This window comes from Klebsiella michiganensis, from assembly GCF_015139575.1.
GTDB lineage: Bacteria > Pseudomonadota > Gammaproteobacteria > Enterobacterales > Enterobacteriaceae > Klebsiella > Klebsiella michiganensis.
In genome coordinates this window covers 5,835,648-5,855,529 of the sequence record NZ_AP022547.1, presented here as the reverse complement: position 1 = coordinate 5,855,529, position 19,882 = coordinate 5,835,648, and the positions used below count along the sequence as shown (strand labels likewise).

Annotated in this window: 19 protein-coding genes; 8 read left to right on the top strand and 11 right to left on the bottom strand. The window is 55.7% G+C overall.

All coding sequences use genetic code 11. From position 1 onward, the window contains the following. Nucleotides 1-225: 225 nt before the first annotated feature. From typA to fabY, 5 genes are all read left to right on the top strand, one after another. On the top strand, nucleotides 226-2,049 hold the full coding sequence (typA, locus tag JLG71_RS27370; RefSeq protein ID WP_004127103.1) for a ribosome-dependent GTPase TypA: 1,824 nt from the start codon (nucleotides 226-228) through the stop codon (nucleotides 2,047-2,049). Between the two features lie 133 nt (nucleotides 2,050-2,182). After that, nucleotides 2,183-2,782, top strand: coding sequence for a glucose-1-phosphatase (gene yihX, locus JLG71_RS27365; RefSeq protein ID WP_004127106.1), 600 nt, complete (start codon nucleotides 2,183-2,185; stop codon nucleotides 2,780-2,782). Beyond that, nucleotides 2,776-3,636 carry a virulence factor BrkB family protein gene (locus tag JLG71_RS27360; RefSeq protein ID WP_004127107.1) on the top strand — a complete coding sequence of 287 codons (861 nt, stop codon included), beginning with the start codon at nucleotides 2,776-2,778 and terminating at the stop codon, nucleotides 3,634-3,636. Before yihX ends, JLG71_RS27360 begins: the two co-directional genes overlap by 7 nt. Further along, nucleotides 3,633-4,070, top strand: coding sequence for a D-aminoacyl-tRNA deacylase (dtd, locus tag JLG71_RS27355; protein ID WP_014227372.1), 438 nt, complete (start codon nucleotides 3,633-3,635; stop codon nucleotides 4,068-4,070). Before JLG71_RS27360 ends, dtd begins: the two co-directional genes overlap by 4 nt. Nucleotides 4,071-4,114: 44 nt before the next feature. Next, nucleotides 4,115-5,056, top strand: coding sequence for a fatty acid biosynthesis protein FabY (fabY, locus tag JLG71_RS27350; protein WP_009652900.1), 942 nt, complete (start codon nucleotides 4,115-4,117; stop codon nucleotides 5,054-5,056). A 17-nt stretch (nucleotides 5,057-5,073) separates the two neighbouring features. Here the strand turns inward: fabY and JLG71_RS27345 are convergent, their stop codons facing one another. The 5 genes from JLG71_RS27345 to fdnG all read right to left on the bottom strand — a co-directional run bounded on the left by JLG71_RS27345 (nucleotide 5,074) and on the right by fdnG (nucleotide 12,057). Continuing rightward, nucleotides 5,074-5,991 carry an alpha/beta hydrolase gene (locus JLG71_RS27345; RefSeq protein WP_064375283.1) on the bottom strand — a complete coding sequence of 306 codons (918 nt, stop codon included), beginning with the start codon at nucleotides 5,989-5,991 and terminating at the stop codon, nucleotides 5,074-5,076. A 196-nt stretch (nucleotides 5,992-6,187) separates the two neighbouring features. Next, nucleotides 6,188-7,117 (bottom strand): formate dehydrogenase accessory protein FdhE, encoded by a 930-nt coding sequence (fdhE, locus tag JLG71_RS27340; RefSeq protein ID WP_004132861.1) that lies wholly within the window; start codon nucleotides 7,115-7,117, stop codon nucleotides 6,188-6,190. A 342-nt stretch (nucleotides 7,118-7,459) separates the two neighbouring features. Next, on the bottom strand, nucleotides 7,460-8,095 hold the full coding sequence (fdoI, locus tag JLG71_RS27335; protein WP_004107380.1) for a formate dehydrogenase cytochrome b556 subunit: 636 nt from the start codon (nucleotides 8,093-8,095) through the stop codon (nucleotides 7,460-7,462). Beyond that, nucleotides 8,092-8,994 carry a formate dehydrogenase subunit beta gene (gene fdxH, locus JLG71_RS27330; RefSeq protein WP_014227375.1) on the bottom strand — a complete coding sequence of 301 codons (903 nt, stop codon included), beginning with the start codon at nucleotides 8,992-8,994 and terminating at the stop codon, nucleotides 8,092-8,094. The genes fdoI and fdxH overlap by 4 nt, the downstream gene beginning before the upstream one ends. Nucleotides 8,995-9,006: 12 nt before the next feature. Then, complete coding sequence (fdnG, locus tag JLG71_RS27325; RefSeq protein ID WP_108703559.1) at nucleotides 9,007-12,057, bottom strand: formate dehydrogenase-N subunit alpha; 3,051 nt, start codon at nucleotides 12,055-12,057, stop codon at nucleotides 9,007-9,009. A gap of 156 nt (nucleotides 12,058-12,213) precedes the next feature. On the opposite strand from fdnG, the gene fdhD reads away from it, so the two are divergent. From fdhD to JLG71_RS27310, 3 genes are all read left to right on the top strand, one after another. Further along, nucleotides 12,214-13,050: a formate dehydrogenase accessory sulfurtransferase FdhD gene (fdhD, locus tag JLG71_RS27320; protein WP_048263221.1), complete on the top strand. Its 837-nt coding sequence runs from the start codon at nucleotides 12,214-12,216 to the stop codon at nucleotides 13,048-13,050. A 128-nt stretch (nucleotides 13,051-13,178) separates the two neighbouring features. Further along, entirely contained in the window at nucleotides 13,179-13,391 is a 213-nt protein-coding gene (locus tag JLG71_RS27315) for a YdgH/BhsA/McbA-like domain containing protein (protein ID WP_004127125.1), read from the top strand. 145 nt (nucleotides 13,392-13,536) lie between these two features. Beyond that, a complete protein-coding gene (locus tag JLG71_RS27310; protein ID WP_116280674.1) occupies nucleotides 13,537-15,048 on the top strand; it encodes a glycoside hydrolase family 43 protein in 1,512 nt (503 codons plus the stop codon). A 46-nt stretch (nucleotides 15,049-15,094) separates the two neighbouring features. Here JLG71_RS27310 and JLG71_RS27305 read toward each other — a convergent pair whose 3' ends face one another. The 6 genes from JLG71_RS27305 to JLG71_RS27280 all read right to left on the bottom strand — a co-directional run bounded on the left by JLG71_RS27305 (nucleotide 15,095) and on the right by JLG71_RS27280 (nucleotide 19,834). Beyond that, nucleotides 15,095-15,793, bottom strand: coding sequence for an oligogalacturonate-specific porin KdgM family protein (locus JLG71_RS27305; protein ID WP_014837002.1), 699 nt, complete (start codon nucleotides 15,791-15,793; stop codon nucleotides 15,095-15,097). A gap of 222 nt (nucleotides 15,794-16,015) precedes the next feature. After that, nucleotides 16,016-16,858 carry a PTS system mannose/fructose/sorbose family transporter subunit IID gene (locus JLG71_RS27300; protein ID WP_014837003.1) on the bottom strand — a complete coding sequence of 281 codons (843 nt, stop codon included), beginning with the start codon at nucleotides 16,856-16,858 and terminating at the stop codon, nucleotides 16,016-16,018. Then, the gene (locus tag JLG71_RS27295; protein ID WP_014837004.1) at nucleotides 16,851-17,654 is read right to left on the bottom strand and encodes a PTS mannose/fructose/sorbose/N-acetylgalactosamine transporter subunit IIC; all 804 of its coding nucleotides are present in this window, start codon (nucleotides 17,652-17,654) and stop codon (nucleotides 16,851-16,853) included. The genes JLG71_RS27300 and JLG71_RS27295 overlap by 8 nt, the downstream gene beginning before the upstream one ends. An 11-nt stretch (nucleotides 17,655-17,665) precedes the next feature. Beyond that, nucleotides 17,666-18,163 (bottom strand): PTS system mannose/fructose/N-acetylgalactosamine-transporter subunit IIB, encoded by a 498-nt coding sequence (locus JLG71_RS27290; RefSeq protein ID WP_014837005.1) that lies wholly within the window; start codon nucleotides 18,161-18,163, stop codon nucleotides 17,666-17,668. 13 nt (nucleotides 18,164-18,176) lie between these two features. After that, a complete protein-coding gene (locus JLG71_RS27285) occupies nucleotides 18,177-19,355 on the bottom strand; it encodes a glycoside hydrolase family 88 protein (protein ID WP_064358698.1) in 1,179 nt (392 codons plus the stop codon). After that, nucleotides 19,352-19,834, bottom strand: a complete 483-nt coding sequence (locus JLG71_RS27280) for a PTS sugar transporter subunit IIA (RefSeq protein WP_014837007.1) — start codon at nucleotides 19,832-19,834, stop codon at nucleotides 19,352-19,354. The genes JLG71_RS27285 and JLG71_RS27280 overlap by 4 nt, the downstream gene beginning before the upstream one ends. Between the last annotated feature and the right edge of the window lie 48 nt (nucleotides 19,835-19,882).

Here is a 19,882-nt window from a genome sequence, read left to right as displayed (position 1 = left end):
AAGGGCTGCACCAAAATGAATGCATTGCACCAATATAGTGCATTTGTGTGAACATTGGGCACTTATTTGGTGCAATTGACCTTTAATAACCCTTTTAACGCTCCGTGAAAGCGATCACAAAGAATCTCTGCAATACTTGTTTGCGGAGGATGTTTGTGATCCTGTTTTGTACTGCGATTAATCCGTGTACAATAACGCGCTATTTCTAATGCCTGAGGCAAAGTTGTGATCGAAAATTTGCGTAATATCGCCATCATCGCGCACGTTGACCATGGTAAAACTACCCTGGTTGATAAGCTGCTACAGCAATCCGGTACGTTCGACGCGCGTGCCGAAACTCAAGAGCGAGTGATGGACTCCAACGATTTGGAGAAAGAGCGCGGGATTACCATCCTGGCTAAAAACACCGCTATCAAATGGAATGACTACCGTATCAACATCGTTGATACCCCAGGGCACGCCGACTTCGGTGGTGAAGTTGAACGTGTCATGTCCATGGTTGATTCCGTTCTGTTGGTCGTTGATGCAATGGATGGTCCGATGCCGCAAACGCGCTTCGTGACCAAAAAAGCCTTTGCTCATGGCCTGAAGCCAATTGTTGTTATCAACAAAGTTGACCGTCCGGGCGCGCGTCCTGACTGGGTTGTCGATCAGGTATTCGACCTGTTCGTTAACCTCGACGCTACCGACGAGCAGCTGGACTTCCCTATCGTTTACGCTTCTGCGCTGAACGGTATCGCGGGTCTGGATCACGAAGATATGGCTGAAGACATGACGCCGCTGTATCAAACCATCGTCGATCGCGTACCGGCGCCGAACGTTGACCTTGATGGCCCGCTGCAGATGCAAATCTCCCAGCTGGACTACAACAACTACGTTGGCGTCATCGGCATCGGCCGCATCAAGCGCGGTAAAGTGAAGCCGAACCAGCAGGTCACTATCATTGATAGCGAAGGCAAAACCCGTAACGGTAAAGTCGGTAAAGTTCTGACCCATCTGGGCCTTGAGCGTATCGAGAGCGACGTCGCAGAAGCTGGCGATATTATCGCGATCACCGGTCTGGGCGAACTGAACATCTCTGACACCATCTGCGATACGCAGAATGTTGAAGCGCTGCCGGCGCTGTCCGTTGATGAGCCGACCGTCTCTATGTTCTTCTGCGTTAACACCTCGCCGTTCTGTGGTAAAGAAGGTAAGTACGTTACCTCTCGTCAGATCCTTGACCGCCTGAACAAAGAGCTGGTACATAACGTCGCGCTGCGCGTTGAAGAAACGCCGGATGCAGACGCATTCCGCGTTTCTGGCCGTGGTGAACTGCACCTGTCCGTTCTTATCGAGAACATGCGTCGTGAAGGTTTCGAAATGGCGGTTTCCCGTCCGAAAGTTATCTTCCGCGAAATCGATGGCCGTAAGCAAGAGCCGTTCGAAAACGTCACGCTGGACGTTGAAGAGCAGCACCAGGGTTCTGTGATGCAGGCGCTGGGTGAGCGTAAAGGCGATCTGAAAAACATGAATCCAGATGGCAAAGGCCGCGTACGTCTCGACTACGTGATCCCAAGCCGTGGTCTGATCGGCTTCCGTTCAGAATTCATGACCATGACCTCCGGTACCGGTCTGCTGTACTCCACTTTCAGCCACTACGACGACGTTCGTGCGGGTGATGTGGGTCAGCGTCAGAACGGTGTTCTGATCTCCAACGGCCAGGGTAAAGCGGTTGCGTTCGCACTGTTCAGCCTGCAGGATCGCGGTAAGCTGTTCCTGGGCCACGGCGCAGAAGTTTACGAAGGCCAGATTATCGGTATTCACAGTCGTTCTAACGACCTGACGGTAAACTGCCTGACCGGTAAGAAACTGACCAACATGCGTGCGTCCGGTACTGACGAAGCAACGGTTCTGGTTCCGCCGGTTAAGATGACCCTGGAGCAGGCTCTGGAGTTCATCGATGACGACGAACTGGTAGAAGTCACCCCGACTTCTGTCCGTATCCGTAAACGTCACCTGACCGAGAACGACCGTAAACGCGCGATGCGCGGTGCGAAAGAAGATTAATTAACGCTTCTTTCTGCTATCTGAACCCTGCCTCAATGGCAGGGTTTCTTTTTTGTACAAAGCCCTGCCGCCCGTAGTCAAACTCCCCCTTTCCCGCTACAGTTAATTTTCCACGGTGCAAAAGGAGAGGACCATGCTCTATATCTTTGATTTAGGTAATGTGATTGTCGATATTGACTTCAACCGGGTGCTCGGGACGTGGAGTGATTTAACGCGCATTCCCCTTGCGACGCTGCAGCAGCATTTCACCATGGGCGAAGCGTTCCACCAGCATGAGCGCGGTGAAATCAGCGACGAAGATTTTGCGGCGGCGATGTGCCATGAAATGAACATGTCGCTAAGCTACGAGCAGTTCTCCCACGGCTGGCAGGCGGTTTTCGTTGCCCTGCGCCCGGAGGTTATCGCGATTATGCAAAAATTACGCGAGCAGGGGCATCGCGTTGTGGTTCTGTCCAACACGAACCGTTTGCATACGACTTTCTGGCCGGATGAGTACCCTGAGATACGCGCCGTTGCTGATCATATCTATCTTTCTCAAGAGATGGGGATGCGTAAACCGGAAGCGCGGATCTATCAGAGCGTCCTCGACGCTGAAGGTTTCGCCGCTGACGATACGGTCTTCTTCGATGATAACGCGGACAATATCGCCGGGGCTAACCAGCTGGGCATAACCAGTATTCTGGTGACCGGGAAGGAAACCATCCCCAACTACTTTGCTAAACAGCTATGCTAAAAACCGTTCATCAAAAAACAACGCGCCATCTGCGGCCGCTGGTCGCCTGGCTAAAGCTGTTATGGCGGCGTATTGATGAAGATAATATGACGACCCTGGCAGGCAATCTTGCCTACGTGTCGTTACTCTCCCTTGTGCCGCTGATTGCCGTCGTGTTCGCGCTGTTCGCGGCATTTCCGATGTTTTCTGATGTCAGTATTCAGATTCGCCACTTTATTTTCGCCAATTTCATTCCGGCAACCGGAGATGTCATTCAGGGCTATATTGAGCAGTTTGTCGCCAACTCCAGCCGGATGACCGCCGTGGGCGCTTTCGGCCTGATTGTGACATCGCTGCTGCTGATGTATTCGATTGATAGCGCGTTGAACACCATCTGGCGCAGTACCCGAACCCGGCCCAAAACCTACTCCTTTGCGGTTTATTGGATGATCCTTACCCTGGGGCCGCTGCTGGCGGGGGCCAGCCTGGCGATCAGCTCCTATCTCCTGTCGTTACGCTGGGCCAGCGACCTGAATAGCGTGATTGACGATGTGCTGCGTATTTTTCCGCTCATTTTATCCTGGGTAGCATTCTGGCTGCTTTACAGCATTGTGCCGACGGCCGAGGTGCGTAACCGCGATGCGATAATCGGTTCCCTGGTCGCGGCGCTGCTCTTTGAGGCGGGTAAGAAAGCTTTTGCTTTATATATCACTGCGTTCCCGTCATATCAGCTGATTTATGGCGTGCTTGCCGTGGTGCCTATTTTGTTTGTCTGGGTGTACTGGACGTGGTGTATCGTCTTGCTTGGCGCTGAAATTACTGTCACTCTCGGTGAATACCGCAAACTGAAAAAAGAAGAAACAGAACAATCATGATTGCATTAATTCAACGCGTATCCCGAGCTAGCGTTACCGTGGAGGGTGAAGTGACGGGCGAAATCGGCCCCGGGCTTCTGGTGCTGTTAGGCGTCGAGAGAGACGATGATGAGCAAAAGGCGAACCGCCTGTGCGAGCGCGTGCTGGGATACCGTATTTTTAGCGATGCTGAAGGCAAAATGAATCTGAACGTGCAGCAGGCTGGCGGCAGCGTGCTGGTGGTTTCGCAGTTTACGCTGGCAGCCGATACCGAACGCGGGATGCGTCCTGGTTTTTCGAAAGGGGCTGCACCGGATAAAGCGGAAGCGCTGTACGAGTATTTCGTTGAGCGCTGCCGCCAGCAGCAAATGAATACGCAGACCGGGAGATTTGCTGCCGATATGCAGGTTTCTCTGGTGAATGATGGTCCCGTGACCTTTTGGTTGCAGGTATGAGCCAGCTTCCGGGCAGGCTGCGGGTAACAAAAGAGAGTACAGCTATGTATCACCTTCGTGTACCGCAAACAGAAGAAGAGTTAGAGAGCTACTACCAGTTCCGCTGGGAGATGCTGCGTAAGCCGCTGCATCAGCCGAAAGGGTCCGAGCGCGATGCGTGGGATGCGATGGCGCACCATCAAATGGTGGTCGATGAAGAGGGCAATCTGGTTGCCGTCGGGCGGCTGTATGTGAATGCGGAAAACGAAGCTTCTATCCGTTTTATGGCCGTCCATCCGTCAGTACAGGATAAAGGGCTGGGAACCCTGATGGCGATGACGCTGGAGTCCGTCGCCCGTCAGGAAGGCGTTAAGCGCGTGACCTGTAGCGCCCGCGAAGATGCAGTGGAGTTCTTCGCTAAGCTCGGTTTTGTGAACCAGGGCGAAATCACGACGCCGACGACCACGCCGATCCGTCATTTTCTGATGATTAAGCCGATAGCCTCGCTGGACGATATTTTACATCGCGGCGACTGGTGCGCTCAGCTGCAGCAGGCCTGGTATCAGCACATCCCTCTCAGCGAGAAAATGGGCGTGCGCATTCAGCAGTATACCGGGCAAAAGTTTATCACCACCATGCCGGAAGCCGGTAACCAGAACCCGCACCATACGCTGTTCGCCGGCAGCCTGTTTTCTCAGGCAACGTTAACCGGCTGGGGGCTTATCTGGCTGATGCTGCGCGAGCGGCATCTTGGCGGCACAATTATTCTTGCCGATGCGCATATCCGCTACAGTCAGCCTATTAGCGGACGCCCCAGCGCCGTTGCCGATCTTGGCTCGTTAAGCGGCGATCTTGACCGGCTGGCGCGAGGCCGCAAAGCGCGCGTTCAGCTGCAGGTTGAGCTATTTGGCGACGAGCGGCTGGGCGCGGTTTTTGAGGGTATCTATATTGTTCTTCCCGCGAAACCGTTCGGCCCCTATGAAGAGGGCGGTAACGAAGAGGAGTAGTCTCCCTTTACGCTTAACTATCGGCCTGGTGTTTTAACCCGCCAGGCGATATCTCTCATCGCGCTGCCGGCCGCCGGGCTGATGCCGCCCAGCTGAAAGAAGCCGTGAATCACCCCGAGATAACGCTGACAGGTGCAGTCAACGCCCTGCTCAAGCAGGCGCTGATAAAGCGCTTCGCCTTCATCACGCAGAGGGTCGTATTCCGCAGTCAGAATATGCACCGGCGGTAAGCCGTGAAAGTCTTTACGCCACAGCGGGCTGGCTTCCGGATGGTGGAGCGCCGTCGCGGAAAGGTACATTTCATAGCCGCTGAGCAGGGTATCTTCGGTGATGATGTAATCTTTACCGTTATCGATATAGCTCTTCATGCTGGCGGTGGCGTCCAGCATCGGGTAAATCAAAACCAGCTGCGCGGGTTGCCAGGCCTGTGCTGTTTTGAGCCGCAGGGCGGTCACTAATGCCAGGTGTCCCCCGGCGCTGTCGCCAGCCAGCGTAATACGGGAAGCGTCGATACCTAACTGCTCCGCGCGGCGGTGAATAATCAGCGCGCCTCTCTCCGCATCGTCATGGGCGGCAGGGAAAGTATGCTCCGGCGCCAGCCGGTATTGCACGGCGATAACGCGGCAGCCGCTGTGGTATGCCAGCTGGCGGAGCTGATGGTCATGCGTGGCGAAACCGCCGCTGATAAAGCAGCCACCGTGGTAATAGATAATGGCAGGCAGTGCTCCGGAAGCGTTAAGGGGAGAGACAACGCGAAATGCCATGCCGTCGAGCTCGATATCTTCTACCTGAACGCGCTTTTCCTGTTCCCCAGCCAGTACCGTACTGGCGAGATAGCCGCGTCTCCGGTCATCAATATTCTGTTCGCGCGATGAGGGGCGGCCCGCATCGATAAATTCCCGCACCAGCTCTGCGATACCCTTTTCAAGCGCCATTTTTCATTCCCTTAAGCTGTTTGGATATACAGTGTTATAGCCTGATTGTGAGCAAAAGAAAACCGGGGATTTTCGTCGGGAAGTGATTCTGGAAAGCGGCTCGCAAAACCAAAGATTTTGCCGGCATACCGGGAGTGTTTACGCCATTATCAATGGTGAGCCGGGCAGCAGGCGCCGCCCGACATGATGCCTGCCGTTATTCCCCTTCGCCAGGGAACAGGAACGGGTTGATGGAGCTGCGGGCGAAGCCCTCTTGTTCCATCCGTGCGTCCAGTACCAGCGAGGCGAGGTCGTCGGCTACGGCCTCCACTTTTGGGTCTTTTTCCTGATAGAGAATCTTCAGGTAGGTACCGCAGTCGCCGCAGGTTTCGGCTTTAATCGCCGACTGCTCGTTATCCAGTGACCAGTAGTGCAGATCGCGCGTCTGTTCGCAGTTGCTGCACTTCACGCGCACCACGTGCCATTCGGTTTCGCACAGGTTGCAGTGCAGATAGCGCAGGCCCTGTGTGGTACCAATTTGCACCATGCTGGAGACCGGCATCGAGCCGCAAACCGGGCAGAACTGACGCTGTTCACCATATTCAGCGCGGGCCTTTCCGGGGATCAGGCTGGCCATCTGCGCCCAATAGAGCGAAAGCGCGGCCCAGATAAACGGCGCTTTATCGCTGCTGACAGAGGCAAAATCGGACGCAAACAGCGCGCTTGCCATCAGTTCCAGCTCCTGCTCGGAGGCTTTTTCCAGATTCTCGATGACCGCCAGCGCCGGGCCGCTCATCTCCGGCTTCAGTTCGGCAATCAGCGAATGCAGCAGCTTGTGCCAGTGCTTATCGCGCGGCAAAACGTGGATATCCAGCGGCGGTTTACCCTGGTCGTTCGCTTCTTTGATGCGCGCGGTGAGATCCATCTGCAGCGGATGGTCGTACAGCACCACTTCCTGCGCGTGGGCGATAAGCGCGGCAAAGCGCAGGTAATCACCCAGCGGGTTATTTTCAGCCAGTTCGCGCAGGCGTTCGGCGCGACGGTTATATAAATTTTTGAGCCGGGGAAACAACAACGGCGGGATCATATCCGTCGCGCGTTTCTCGCTCTTTTCCAGCTCATCTTGCGGGATGATACGAATGCTCATTCAGTCACTTCCTGGTTTCAGCAGATTCGGCGATGGTCGCGTCCGCTCTGCGATTTGGCGGGCATCATGCGCCCGCTCTGGTGATGTCATTAATGATAACCGCAATCGGCATACGGGATATAGCCACGACATCGCAATGTGTGCGCTACGATACCTGATATCGATACCCCCGACTATGCACCGTTAGGATTAGCTGCCCTGCGCCATGGCCTAAGCGAAACGGGAAACGTGCCGCTCCCGCCTGCAGCGCACTCTGGCTAACGTTGTCAAAACAGCGCGTTATCCGCAAAAAAATGGCGTCGATATACGACGCCATTTCAGAGACGAACAACGCGCTCGGGCCTACGACTGGCGCTTATCCTGCTTTTCGCGGACTTCACGATACCAGCGCGGGTGATGTTTCTTCGCCCAGGTCTTCGTGACCCAGCCTTCCACCATCGCGGTAATGGTACCCTTCACCCACAGCGCCGCGTAAATATGCACCATGATCACCACAATCAGCGCCACCGCAGAGAAGGAGTGCAGCATCAGCGCGAAGCGGATAACCGGGATGGAGAAGGCCGGCGCAAAGTACGGACGCCAGATGATCACGCCGCTCACCAGCAGCAGCACCAGGAAGATAATCGCCGCCCAGAACACGCATTTCTGGCCGAAGTTATAGCGCCCGGTGTCGCCCACTTCCTCGTTGACGACAATCTTGCGAATATTTTTCGCCCAGAAAATATCGTCCCGGTTGATCAGGTTGTGGTGCCAGTAGCGGAAGAACATGATGATGAACGAAGCAAACATAATCACGCCCACGAACGGGTGCAGAATACGCGCCAGCTGCGGGGTACCCATGATTTGCATCAGCCAGTTGAAGGACGGGAAGAAAAAGCCCAGCCCGCTCACCGCCGCCAGCACGAAGCAGAAGGCGGTGACCCAGTGGTTGATTCGCTCCGGCGCGGTGTAGCGCACGATGGTGTCACGTCTTTTCATTTGCGCACCTCGTCTTTCTCTTCATCCAGATTGTCCTCTTCCTCTTCCGCGCGGTTCGGACCGACGCCGACGTAGTGGAAGATGCTGGCGGCGAAGGTGGCCGCAAAGCCGACCGCCGCGAGAGGCTTCCAGATCCCTTTCCAGAACTTAACCGTGGCGCTGATTTCCGGGTTCTCCGGCAGGCCGTGGTACAGATTCGGCTTGTCGGCGTGGTGCAGCACGTACATCACGTGCGTGCCGCCAACGCCTGCCGGATCGTACAGGCCCGCGTTGTCGTAACCGCGGGTTTTCAGCTCGGCGACGCGCTCGCCCGCCAGCGTTTTCATATCCTCTTTGGAGCCAAAGTGGATAGCACCGGTCGGGCAGGTTTTCACGCATGCCGGCTCCTGGCCAACGTTAACGCGGTCCACGCACAGCGTACATTTGTAGACGCGGTTATCTTCCGGGTTCAGGCGCGGCACGTTGAACGGGCAGCCGGCGATGCAGTAGCCGCAGCCGATGCACTGCTCGGACTGGAAGTCGACGATGCCGTTGGCGTACTGAATGATTGCCCCTTCCGCCGGGCAGGCCTTCAGGCAGCCCGGGTCGGCGCAGTGCATACAGCCGTCCTTACGGATGAGCCACTCCAGTTTGTCGTTCTGCTCCACTTCCGAGAAGCGCATCACGGTCCAGGATTTGGCGGTCAGGTCGGCGGGGTTATCGTACACCCCGACGTTGTGACCGACTTCATCCCGGATGTCGTTCCACTCGGAACAGGCCACCTGGCAGGCTTTACAGCCGATACAGGTGGTGACGTCGATAAGCTTCGCCACCTCTTCCTGATGGTCCCGCGCGCGGGGCGCGGGGGTGAAGCCGTTAGTCGCGGAACGACGGATAATGTCTTGCGATTGATAAGCCATAATTCGTCTCCGTTACGCCTTTTCCACGTTCACGAGGAAAGCCTTGAACTCCGGCGTCTGCGTGTTCGCATCACCAACAAACGGCGTCAGGATATTGGCGATAAACCCTTTCTTCGCCACGCCTTCGTAGCCCCAGTGAATCGGAATACCGATAGTATCGATATCCTTACCGTCCGCTTTCAGCGTGCGAATACGCTTGGTCACCACCGCCTTGGCTTTGATATAGCCGCGGTTAGAGGAGACCTTCACGGTATCGCCATGGGCGATGCCGAGCTTGTTCGCCAGCTTCTCGCCGATCTCCACGAACTGTTCCGGCTGCGCGATAGCGTTAAGCAGCGCGTGCTTGGTCCAGTAGTGGAAGTGCTCGGTCAGGCGGTAAGTAGTACCGACGTAAGGGAATTTTTCCGCTTTGCCCATCTGCTCAAGGTCGCCTTTAAAGACGCGAGCGGCCGGGTTAGAGACCACGTTCGGGTGCAGCGGGTTGGTGCCCAGCGGCGTTTCAAACGGCTCGTAGTGTTCCGGGAACGGCCCTTCCGCCATCTTATCGATAGCGAACAGACGCCCCATCCCTTCCGGCTGCATGATAAACGGCCCGACATCGCTGTCCGGCGCCGCGGCGCTGTAGTCTGGAATATCCACGCCGCCCCACTTCGCGCCGTCCCATTTCAGGAGCTGGCGCTTCGGATCCCACGGTTTACCCTGCGGGTCCGCGGAGGCGCGGTTATACAGAATGCGGCGGTTAAGCGGCCACGCCCATGCCCAGCCCAGCGTATTGCCGAGGCCCGATGGATCGGCGTTATCGCGACGCGCCATCTGGTTGCCGTCAGGCGTCCAGCTACCGGCGAAGATCCAGCAGCCGCTGGAAGTCGTGCCGTCGTCACGCAGCTGCGCAAATGAGCTGAGCTGCTGGCCTTTCTTGACGATCACCGCCCCGGTTGCCGGGTCGGTAATGTCTGCCAGCGCCTTGCCGTTGCTCTCCATCGCTACTTCTTCCGACGCTGGTTCATGCGGCGTGGCGTAGTTCCACGTCATGTTCAGCACCGGTTCCGGCGCCGGTCCGCCCTGTTCGGCGTACATCTTGCGCAGGCGTAAGAAGATACCGGCGAGGATCTCACCGTCGGTGGTCGCAATCCCCGGGGCGTCCGCGCCTTTCCAGTGCCACTGCAGCCAGCGGCCGGAGTTAACGATAGAACCGTTCTCTTCGGCGAAGCAGGTGGACGGCAGGCGGAACACTTCGGTCTGGATTTTCGCCGGATCGACGTCGTTCGACTCCCCGTGGTTTTGCCAGAAGGTGGAGGTTTCGGTGTTGAGCGGGTCGATGGTCACCAGGAACTTAAGCTTCGACAGCGACGCGACAACCTTGTTTTTGTTCGGGAACGACGCTACCGGGTTGAAGCCCTGGCAGATATAGCCGTTCACTTTGCCCTGGTTCATCATCTCGAAATATTGCAGGACGTCGTAGCCCTTATCCCACTTCGGTAGCCAGTCAAAGCCCCAGCTGTTTTCCGCCGTGGCTTTATCGCCAAAGAAGGCCTTCATCATGGAGACGAAGAATTTCGGGTAATTACCCCAGTAGTTCACCTGGTCCTTCAACAGCGGTTTCGGCGTGTTGGCGGCGAGGTAGGTTTGCAGGTCAGTCTGTTTCTCGCTCGGCAGCGTCATATAGCCAGGCAGGCTCTGCGAAAGCAGTCCCAGGTCGGTAAGACCCTGAATATTGGAGTGGCCGCGCAGGGCGTTTACGCCGCCGCCCGCCATGCCCATATTGCCGAGCAGCAGCTGGATCATCGCCATGGTACGGATGTTCTGCGCGCCGATGGAGTGCTGCGTCCAGCCCAGCGCGTACAGGAACGAGGCGGTTTTATCGTGCGCGCTGGTTTCCGCGATGTACTCGCAGACTTTGAGGAAGTCGGCTTTTGGCGTTCCGCAGATGTTTTCGACAACTTCTGGCGTATAGCGGGAAACGTGCTGCTTCAGCAGGTTCCAGACGCAGCGCGGATGCTGCAGCGTGGTATCGCGTTTGGCAAAGCCGTTTTCATCCAGCTCATAGTTCCAGGACGTTTTATCGTACTTGCGGGCTTCGGCGTCGTAGCCGCTGAACAGACCGTCTTCAAAGCTGTAATCCTCACGCACGATCAGGCTGGCGTTGGTGTAAGCCTCGGTATATTCACGGTTAATTTTTTCGTTGTTCAACAGGTACAGGATGACGCCTGACAGGAAGGTAATGTCAGTACCGGAACGAATTGGGGTATAGAAATCAGCTACCGCCGCGGTACGCGTAAAGCGCGGATCGATCACAATCAGCTTCGCGCCGTTGCGAATCTTGGCTTCCATCGCCCAGCGGAATCCAACCGGGTGAGCTTCAGCGGCGTTGCCGCCCATCACCACGACGAGATTGGCGTTCTTGATGTCGACCCAGTGGTTGGTCATCGCACCGCGACCAAATGTTGGAGCAAGACTTGCTACCGTTGGTCCGTGTCAGACGCGCGCCTGGTTGTCGACCGCGAGCATACCGAGCGCGCGGGTAAATTTCTGGGTTAAATAACCGGTTTCGTTACTGGAGGCGGAGGCGCACAGCATACCGGTGGTCAGCCAGCGGTTGACGGTGGTGCCTTCGCTATTCTGCGCGACAAAGTTGGCGTCGCGGTCCTCTTTCATCAGCTTAGCGATGCGATCGAACGCTTCATCCCAGCTGATTTTCTGCCATTTATCAGAGCCTGGCGCACGGTATTCCGGAAATTTCAGGCGACTTTCGGAATGGATAAAGTCCACCAGACCGGCCCCTTTAGGGCAGAGCGCGCCACGGTTGACCGGATGGTCCGGGTCACCTTCGATATGGAAGATAGACGCTTTGGCATTTTTTGCGCCGTCGCCGAGGCTGTACATTAACAGCCCGCAGCCAACGGAACAGTAAGTGCAGGTGTTACGGGTTTCGCGGGTGCGCAGCAGCTTGTACTGCCGTGTTTCCGCGAGTGCTAAACCGGGCGCAAAGCCCAGTGCCGCTGCCGTGGTTCCTGCCATACCGCCAGCGCAGATCTTAAAGAACTGCCTTCTGCTGACCTGCATGGTTCGCTCCTTGTTTCGACATTGTCACGTATAGTTATTTGCTTTGCGGTAAGGGCCGCAAAGGTTCAGAATTGGGGGTAATTTCCCTCGTTCCCGAAGGGATATAAACAGAATACCACATTGTGTGTATGCCTGTTCCAATACGGTTAAGACAAAGTGAACAAGAAGCCTCTTGAACAAATCGAAAATGTGACAGATATCACAGGTTATCGCCAGGTGTCGCTCTGGAAGCGCCAAAATTTGCAACATCCTCAGCCAGACGAGTTAGCTGAAGAGGTACCCGTTGCGCTGGTTTATAATGGCATCTCGCACGTGGTGATGATGGCGACGCCGAAAGACCTGATGCAGTTCGCCGTCGGCTTTTCCTTATCCGAAGGGATTATCGAAAACCGGGGCGAGATTTATGGTATGGACGTCGTTCAGGCCTGTAACGGCCTGGAAGTGCAAATCGAACTCTCCAGCCGCCGCTTCATGGGGCTGAAAGAGCGCCGTCGCGCGCTGGCCGGACGCACCGGCTGCGGCGTATGCGGCGTTGAGCAGCTCAACGATATCGGGAAGCCCGTGCAGCCGCTGCCCTTTACCCAGACGTTCGATCTGGCGAATCTCGATCGCGCGCTGGCGCACCTGCATGATTTTCAGCCGATAGGCCGCCTTACCGGCTGTACTCACGCCGCGGCCTGGGTAAGTCCTTCCGGCGAGCTCGCGGGCGGCCATGAAGACGTGGGTCGCCACGTGGCGCTGGACAAGCTCCTGGGACACCGCGCGGAATCAGAAGGCGCCTGGCAGAACGGCGCGGCGCTGGTCTCCAGCCGCGCCAGCTATGAAATGGTGCAGAAGGCGGCCATGTGCGGGGTGGAAATCCTCTTTGCGGTCTCTGCCGCGACCACGCTGGCGGTTGACGTCGCCGAGCGCTGCAACCTGACGCTGGTGGGATTCTGCAAGCCGGGCAGGGCTACCGTTTACACGCACCCGCAGCGGTTAATCGCGGGTTAAATTTAAGTCAGTTTTTTTGAATGATGACAACAAATCCTTCCGCTTTTTGTTTGGCGATGTGAGGGCTACTATTTATCACATCAAGGCACGGCGCCTTATTCAAACAACTAACGTAAAGGGTTTATATCATGAAAAGCATCAAAACTTTTGTCGCAGTTATCGCTCTGGCCGCTTCTTTTGGTTCTTTCGCTGCGGAAACCGTGACCGCGACCGCCGCAACGATGGACGGTGCGGAAGCGAAAATCGCCGCTCAGGCCCAGGCCGCTGGCGCTTCGTCTTACAAAATTACCGAAGCGTTTACCGGTAACCGCGTGCACATGACTGCGGAACTGAATAAATAAGCGTAAAGCTACTGTCGAAAGAGCGCCCTGGGGGCGCTTTTTTTGTGTCTGAAGGTATGTTTATTTCATTGTTAATTAAGCTTTTTTATCCGGTGGTCCGCTTATTGCAACACGACGAACAGTCGACAATAAAAGGTCCCCCACTATGCCGCTGTTCTATCAAAACCCCGTGATTCATGCCGATTACGCCGATCCCGATGTCATTCGCACAGGCGATGATTTCTGGATGGTGGCTTCCAGTTTCCATCAATTGCCCGGCTTACCGCTTCTCCACTCTCGCGATCTCATCCACTGGCAAATCGTTAACCATATTGTTAAACGCCTGCCTTCGCCTGAATACGACAGCGTTCAGCCGGGAAAGGGGATTTGGGCGCCCTCCATTCGTTTCCATGGGGGCCTGTTCTGGGTTTTCTACAGTTTGCCCGACGAGGGTATTTTTGTTTCCCACGCCCGGGATCCGCGAGGCGAGTGGAGCGAACCCTATTGCCTGAACGCTTCCCCTGGCTGGATAGACCCTTGTCCGTTCTGGGACGATGATGGACGGGCCTGGCTGATTCACGCTTTCGCTTTCAGCCGCAGCGGGGTGAAAAACAAGCTCCAGATTTTTGAAATGGCGCCGGATGCATCCCGGCTGTTGGATAACGGCCAGATCGTTGTTGACGGAACGCCCTCCCATCCCACTCTGGAGGGCCCCAAATTATATAAGCGCAACGGCGAATACTGGATATTCGCTCCGGCCGGAGGCGTCAAGCGAGGCTGGCAAACGGTCATGCGCGCCCCGACGCTATCTGGTCCATGGCAAAGTCGCGATGTTCTGCATCAGGGAGATTCACCGATAAATGGCCCTCATCAGGGGGCGTGGGTTGAACTGGAGAACGGTGAAAACTGGTTTTTCCACTTTCAGGATAAAGGCGTGTACGGCCGCATAGTGCATCTTCAGCCGCTAAGCTGGCGGGCTGACGGCTGGCCGCAAATTGGGCAACGCCTTGACGATCACGGTAAGGGGCAGCCCGTAAGCCTGCATCGCTTACCCGCGCTGCCTCTTGCTCTATGTTGTTTGCAGACCAGCGACGATTTCCCGTGCGGCCAGCCCGGCCTTCAATGGCAATGGCAGGCAAACCCCCAGCGCCGCTGGCTAATGCCGCATGCGCAAGGGCTACGCTTGCGCTGCGCGCCGACCGCTTCCGATATCAGCCTGTATCGTTTACCTCAATTGCTGCTACAAAAATTTCCCGCTGAACGTTTTCACGTGCAGACAGCGGTTCATCCGATGTTTTCTCAGGATGGCGATGAAGCGGGAATCGCGATTTACGGCCAACGCTTTGCCGCACTGCGCGTGAGGTATTGCGCGCCGACTCTTCAGCTATCGCTGTGCCACGGATGGATAGACGATCGCGGTGAAACGCATCAAGAATCCATCGAACTTGAGGCGATCGTCGGTTGCAACGAGATTGCGCTGGGGTTCCGGGTGGACTACGACGGGATAGTCCGCTTTCGTTATCGGCTTACGCAGCGTGAATGGCAGCAGGTGACGCCGTCGTTTTCCGCCGGTGCGGGAAAATGGATCGGCGCGCGTATGGGCATTTACGCGCGTGGCGCGCATGAAAACGCCGGCGGCAGTGCCGTTTTCTCTCCGTTTATCGTGCGTTTGCAGTAAGCCTGACGGCGATATGAGAAGGGCAGCTTCGCTGCCCTTGCGGGGTTTAATCGAAGTAATAGCGAATGCCGAGGCGGAATCGCACCTGATCGTCGTGATTCTGATCCTGATCGAGCCAGGCCACTTCCGCATAGGGAAGCCAGTGTTTATCGACGCGGTAGCGCGCCACAATGCTTGGTTCCCAGTGAGTTTTCTGCCCGTTAGAGGCATTGAAGTCGTTTGTGTTGACGAAGAACTCCGGGTTGAACTGAAGCCACAGTTTCTCAGTCGCCTGGTAATTAAGATACAGGTCGAACTGATGGCTGTCGTTGTAATCCATATAGCCGTTGTAATCGCGATCTTTATGGGTCATATGGTTATAGCGGTAGCGGCTGCTAAAACTTAAAGATTTACTGATTTTATAATCGAGGCTGATATAAGGCGCCAGCTTCGTTCCTTTACTATCAATATCGGTTAATCCGCCCGGCGTCAGCGTCCATTTTTCATTAAGCGGGATCGGATACCAGCCTTCAAACTCCTGAAAGGAGCTTTTCATTTGATTAAAATCTTGTCCGAGGTCGTACATGGCGGAGGCCAGAACACCGGCGCCATTATCAAATATATGACCCAGACCTATTTTATACTGATTTTTCTCAGAAGCCGTAGTATGCGCGTAGCGATTATCAACCCAGGTTGCCGCGGCAAGCGTATTTAGCGTAAAACAGGACAGCGGGATGCCGATCAATAGCGTGCGTAATGTTTTCATTTTAATTCCTGTAGGATTTATTAAGTGCCATGATTTCTGGAGAGAAATAAAAGACACTTATTAAATAGCAATTGCTGTGCCAGAATATAAAGTTCTTAAAATACATGATGTTGCTTTAATGTGTTGAGCGTTAATTAGACACTGACTGATTTTTTATTTGCGTCGATACATATCACGAGTAAGAGGACGGCTCCCTTTTATTAAAGGGAGCCAGGAGATGGGTTAAATTATGCCAATACCCGCAGCGGCAAAGCCGAAGACAATTAGCATAATTAACACCTTATTGGGGCTGACCTTTTTATTGAGCAGCTTCAGGCAGCCCAGGACTAAAAGCAGAGGAATTAACCCGACGCAAATTTTGTCGAGGATCTCCTGCAGTACAAAGGGCTGCCCGGCGATGGTGGTTTTAAAGGTGGTGGTAAACTTCACCATGCTGGCGCTCATCGCCCCCACCATCATTAAACCCATAATTGATGAGGCTTTGGTGATACAGCTCAGCAGCCCGGACTGCGTCGCTTCGGCGATATACTTCGAGCCTAAACGGTAACCCATGACGCCGCCGTAATAGCGCAGCAGATAGCTGGGAATATTGTAAATCAGCAAGAACAGCAGCGGCCCCAGTGGATTACCCTGCGACGCCAGGCCAATGGCAATCCCGGTGGCGATAATACGCAGCACGCCGTAGAAGAAGGAATCACCGACCCCGGCAAATGGCCCCATTAAGGCCACTTTGATGCCGTTAATACTGGAGGTATCAAAGTTCGGGTTGGCGGCATTCTCTTTTTCCATCGACAGCGTCAGGCCCATAATAAAGGGCGCCAGATGCTGGTTGGTATTGAAGAACTGGCTGTTTCGCTTAAGCGACTCAAGATAACGGTGCGGGTCGTTGGCGTAGATTTTCTTCAGCATTGGCGCCAGCGCCCAGCCGTAGCTTAATCCCTCCATACGGGTGAAGTTCATCGACCCCAGCAGCGGAAACTGGCGGATAAAAAGCTGACGAAAAAGCTTTTTCTCGCTTTTATCATCGGCGTAAGCGCTAACGCTTTGTGTCTGGATATCAGTCATTGAAGAACCCATCCTTATCGTCAACTGAGGCGGACGCGGCCGCCGTTGCCGTTTGTTTATTCGCTTTAAGCTGATTGAATTCGTTAAAGCACAGATAGACCGCTACCGAGGCTGCAATAATCGCAATCCCCATAATCGGCAATTGCAGATAGGCCGCCATAGCGAAACCGATAAAGAAGAAGGCGGCGATGTTACGGTTCCACAGCGCCTTCAGCAGAATGGCGAACCCGAGCGCCGGAAGAATGCCGCCAACCGCCGTCATGCCGCGCATGACCGTACCCGGAATGCTCTCGACCAGGCTGCGGATGACCTCGGTGCCGAAGAGCACGCCAAAAAAGGCGATCAGGGCGAAGGGGATGCCGTAAAAGAAGGTCATACCGAGCGTCAAACCCAGCGCCGCACGGTCACGCCCCTGTTCCAGTAGCGCATCGTATTTTTCAACCAGAGCGGTATAGACCAGCTTCAGCACCTGATAAACAAAGACTGCCAGCAGGCTGATAGGCAGCGCCAGCGCAACGGCCACCGGCGGCTCCGCGTGGGTCAGAATCGTAAAAGCGGTTGCCAGTACTGACCCCACCGCAAGGTCGGCAGGAACCGAGCCGCCGATGGTGATGGTGCCAAGGAAAATCAGCTCCAGCGTGGCGCCGATAATAATGCCCTGTTGCAGGTCTCCCAGCGCCAGCCCCACCAGCGCGCCGCAGATGAGCGGACGTTCAATCAGCGGTTGACCCAGCGTATGGTCGGCGGTTTTCACCAGAAACATAATGACAGCAACAAGAATTGCGGAAGTTAACATAGCGACCTCGCTTAACTGGCGGCGTTATCCAGCATCTCAATCAGGTTTTTCACCGGATGAGATGGCAGGACCTGATATTCAACGGCAACGCCGCGGTCGGCGATAGCGTGGAAATCCGCCACATCTTCCGGCGTCACGTAGACGGTATCGCTAATGCGCTTTTTCGCCGCCAGGTTGTCGGTGATGCGCCCAAAGTTAGCGACGTTCAGCGTTTTTATCCCCGGCGCCTGTTCGACGAGCCGACGGGCGTCGGCGGCATTGTTAACGATCACCATAATTTTCATGGCTTCCGAACGCGGGTCGTTAAGCACATCGCCCGCGTCCTTCACCGCCATAATGGCGCACTTTGCGGTATCTGGAGCCGCCATGCGCAGCGACATTTTCTGCACTTCGTTATTCACGATCTGGTCATTGGCGACCAGGATGCGGTTCACGCCCAGATGCTTGGTCCAGACCACGGCAACCTGTCCGTGGATTAAACGATCGTCAATACGTACTAAAGAAATCATGGTGTAGCTCCAGTTAGCAAAAGTAGGGTGTCCAGACGCGGGAAAGGCGAACCAGGGCTTCGAAATAGAAGTAATCGCCCCAGAGGTTAGGTTCGTTAATGCCCATATTGCGGCCAAAGTTATAAACGCCTTCGCGCAGCAGGCCGTCCTGCGCGTGGGCAAAGTAGCGCTCGCGTAAATTGCGCATCATCAGTTCGATAGCGTTGCCGTAGGCCGGACGCAGCGGGTCGGTGAGCGGTAATAGCTTCAGCAGTTCCGCCAGACCGCAGGCCGCGATCGCCGCCGCAGAGGTATCCCGGTACTGGTTATCTTCGGCGGTAAAAATCAGATCCCAGTAGCAGACAAAATCTTCCGGTAAGCGGTTAAGAAAATAGTGCGCCAGCCGGCGGGAGAGCTCGGGCTGCCAGGCATCGCCGGTGTGGGCGTATCCCAGCGCGAAACCATAAATTCCCCACGCCTGGCCGCGCGCCCAGCAGGAGCTGTCGCTGAATCCCTGGTGCGTATCGCCGCGCAGCGGCTGGCCGCTATGAACATCCATATAAAATGTATGGAAAGTAGAGGCGTCTTCACGCACCAGATAGCGTGCCGCCTGCGCCAGATGACGGCTGGCGGCCTCGCGCCACCGTTGATTTCCGGTTTCGTTGGCGGCCCAAAATAGCAGCGGAACATTGAGATTGCAGTCGATGATCATCCGCCCCTGACGCGCCGGGTCGTTTAAATCTCCCCAGGCCTGAATGACGCCCGCCGTGGCGTTAAAGCGGCGATAGAGCAGCTCGGCCGCGCGCAGGGCGAGTTCGCGTGCGCGCAGGTTGCCGGTGAGCTTCCAGGCGTTAACGCAGGAGAGGAGATAGAGAAAGCCCAGGTCGTGGGTATCCACTTTAATCTGCTTATCGAGACGTTCTTCAAAGCTATCGAGCAGGCTTTCCGCCACCGCCCGATATTTATCATCGCCGGTGACCTCCCAGGCGAGCCACAGCATGCCGGTCCAGAATCCCTCGGTCCAGTCGACTTTCTCCACGCTTTCATAGCGGCCCCGTGTCGCACTGGCGGCGGGAAAGATTGCCGTAAAGCGCGGCAGCATGGCGTCGAGCTGCGTCAGCACTTCGCCGATTGCCGCGTTAAGCCAGGTATGATTTAACCTCGGCTGCGGCGAGAGATAGCGCGCATCAAGCGCTTCGAGTGCGATAGTCACGGGTTTCCCTCTTCGGCAAAAAAATCATCAATATTGTCCTGCGTTTTGTGCTGCGCAGCCTGGCGCGCCGCGATGATTTCCGGCAGCTGATTCATGTACTGCATCGCCCCGCTGGCGGCGGCGACGGCATCCTGAAGCCGCTGCGCGGTTTCGACGTGTTCCGACATGCAAAACTCCATCAGCATAATCAGGCTGGCGCCGCTGATGACGTGCGCGTGGGGATATTTGACCATCATCTGTACGGCGGTATTGTTGACGCTTCCGCCGGGCATATCGGTAAACAGCACCAGCTCATTGCCGCGACCGGCCGCCTGCCGGGCGATAGCGTCAAAGCGGATGGCCAGTTCAGCCGTTGACTCAATTTCACCGCAGTAGGCGCAGACGGGCGTGACGCCATGGTCGTCGCCAATCAGCAGATTTAATGCCGACACTATCCCTTCTGCGTAGCGGCCATGGGTTGCGATGTACATCTCTCGCATTGCATATTCCTTCATCTTTTCAGGTATCTGAAAAAGAAATAGCAATCA

What these genes read in the sequence shown, in the direction of transcription:
- dtd (WP_014227372.1), top strand. Translation starts at nt 3,633, where the DNA reads ATGATTGCATTAATTCAACGCGTATCCCGAGCTAGCGTTACCGTGGAG.
- fdxH (WP_014227375.1), bottom strand. Translation starts at nt 8,994, where the DNA reads ATGGCTTATCAATCGCAAGACATTATCCGTCGTTCCGCGACTAACGGC.
- fdoI (WP_004107380.1), bottom strand. Translation starts at nt 8,095, where the DNA reads ATGAAAAGACGTGACACCATCGTGCGCTACACCGCGCCGGAGCGAATC.
- JLG71_RS27310 (WP_116280674.1), top strand. Translation starts at nt 13,537, where the DNA reads ATGCCGCTGTTCTATCAAAACCCCGTGATTCATGCCGATTACGCCGAT.
- JLG71_RS27295 (WP_014837004.1), bottom strand. Translation starts at nt 17,654, where the DNA reads ATGTTAACTTCCGCAATTCTTGTTGCTGTCATTATGTTTCTGGTGAAA.
- JLG71_RS27305 (WP_014837002.1), bottom strand. Translation starts at nt 15,793, where the DNA reads ATGAAAACATTACGCACGCTATTGATCGGCATCCCGCTGTCCTGTTTT.
- JLG71_RS27345 (WP_064375283.1), bottom strand. Translation starts at nt 5,991, where the DNA reads ATGGCGCTTGAAAAGGGTATCGCAGAGCTGGTGCGGGAATTTATCGAT.
- JLG71_RS27280 (WP_014837007.1), bottom strand. Translation starts at nt 19,834, where the DNA reads ATGCGAGAGATGTACATCGCAACCCATGGCCGCTACGCAGAAGGGATA.
- JLG71_RS27360 (WP_004127107.1), top strand. Translation starts at nt 2,776, where the DNA reads ATGCTAAAAACCGTTCATCAAAAAACAACGCGCCATCTGCGGCCGCTG.
- JLG71_RS27315 (WP_004127125.1), top strand. Translation starts at nt 13,179, where the DNA reads ATGAAAAGCATCAAAACTTTTGTCGCAGTTATCGCTCTGGCCGCTTCT.
- fabY (WP_009652900.1), top strand. Translation starts at nt 4,115, where the DNA reads ATGTATCACCTTCGTGTACCGCAAACAGAAGAAGAGTTAGAGAGCTAC.
- JLG71_RS27300 (WP_014837003.1), bottom strand. Translation starts at nt 16,858, where the DNA reads ATGACTGATATCCAGACACAAAGCGTTAGCGCTTACGCCGATGATAAA.
- yihX (WP_004127106.1), top strand. Translation starts at nt 2,183, where the DNA reads ATGCTCTATATCTTTGATTTAGGTAATGTGATTGTCGATATTGACTTC.
- JLG71_RS27290 (WP_014837005.1), bottom strand. Translation starts at nt 18,163, where the DNA reads ATGATTTCTTTAGTACGTATTGACGATCGTTTAATCCACGGACAGGTT.
- fdhE (WP_004132861.1), bottom strand. Translation starts at nt 7,117, where the DNA reads ATGAGCATTCGTATCATCCCGCAAGATGAGCTGGAAAAGAGCGAGAAA.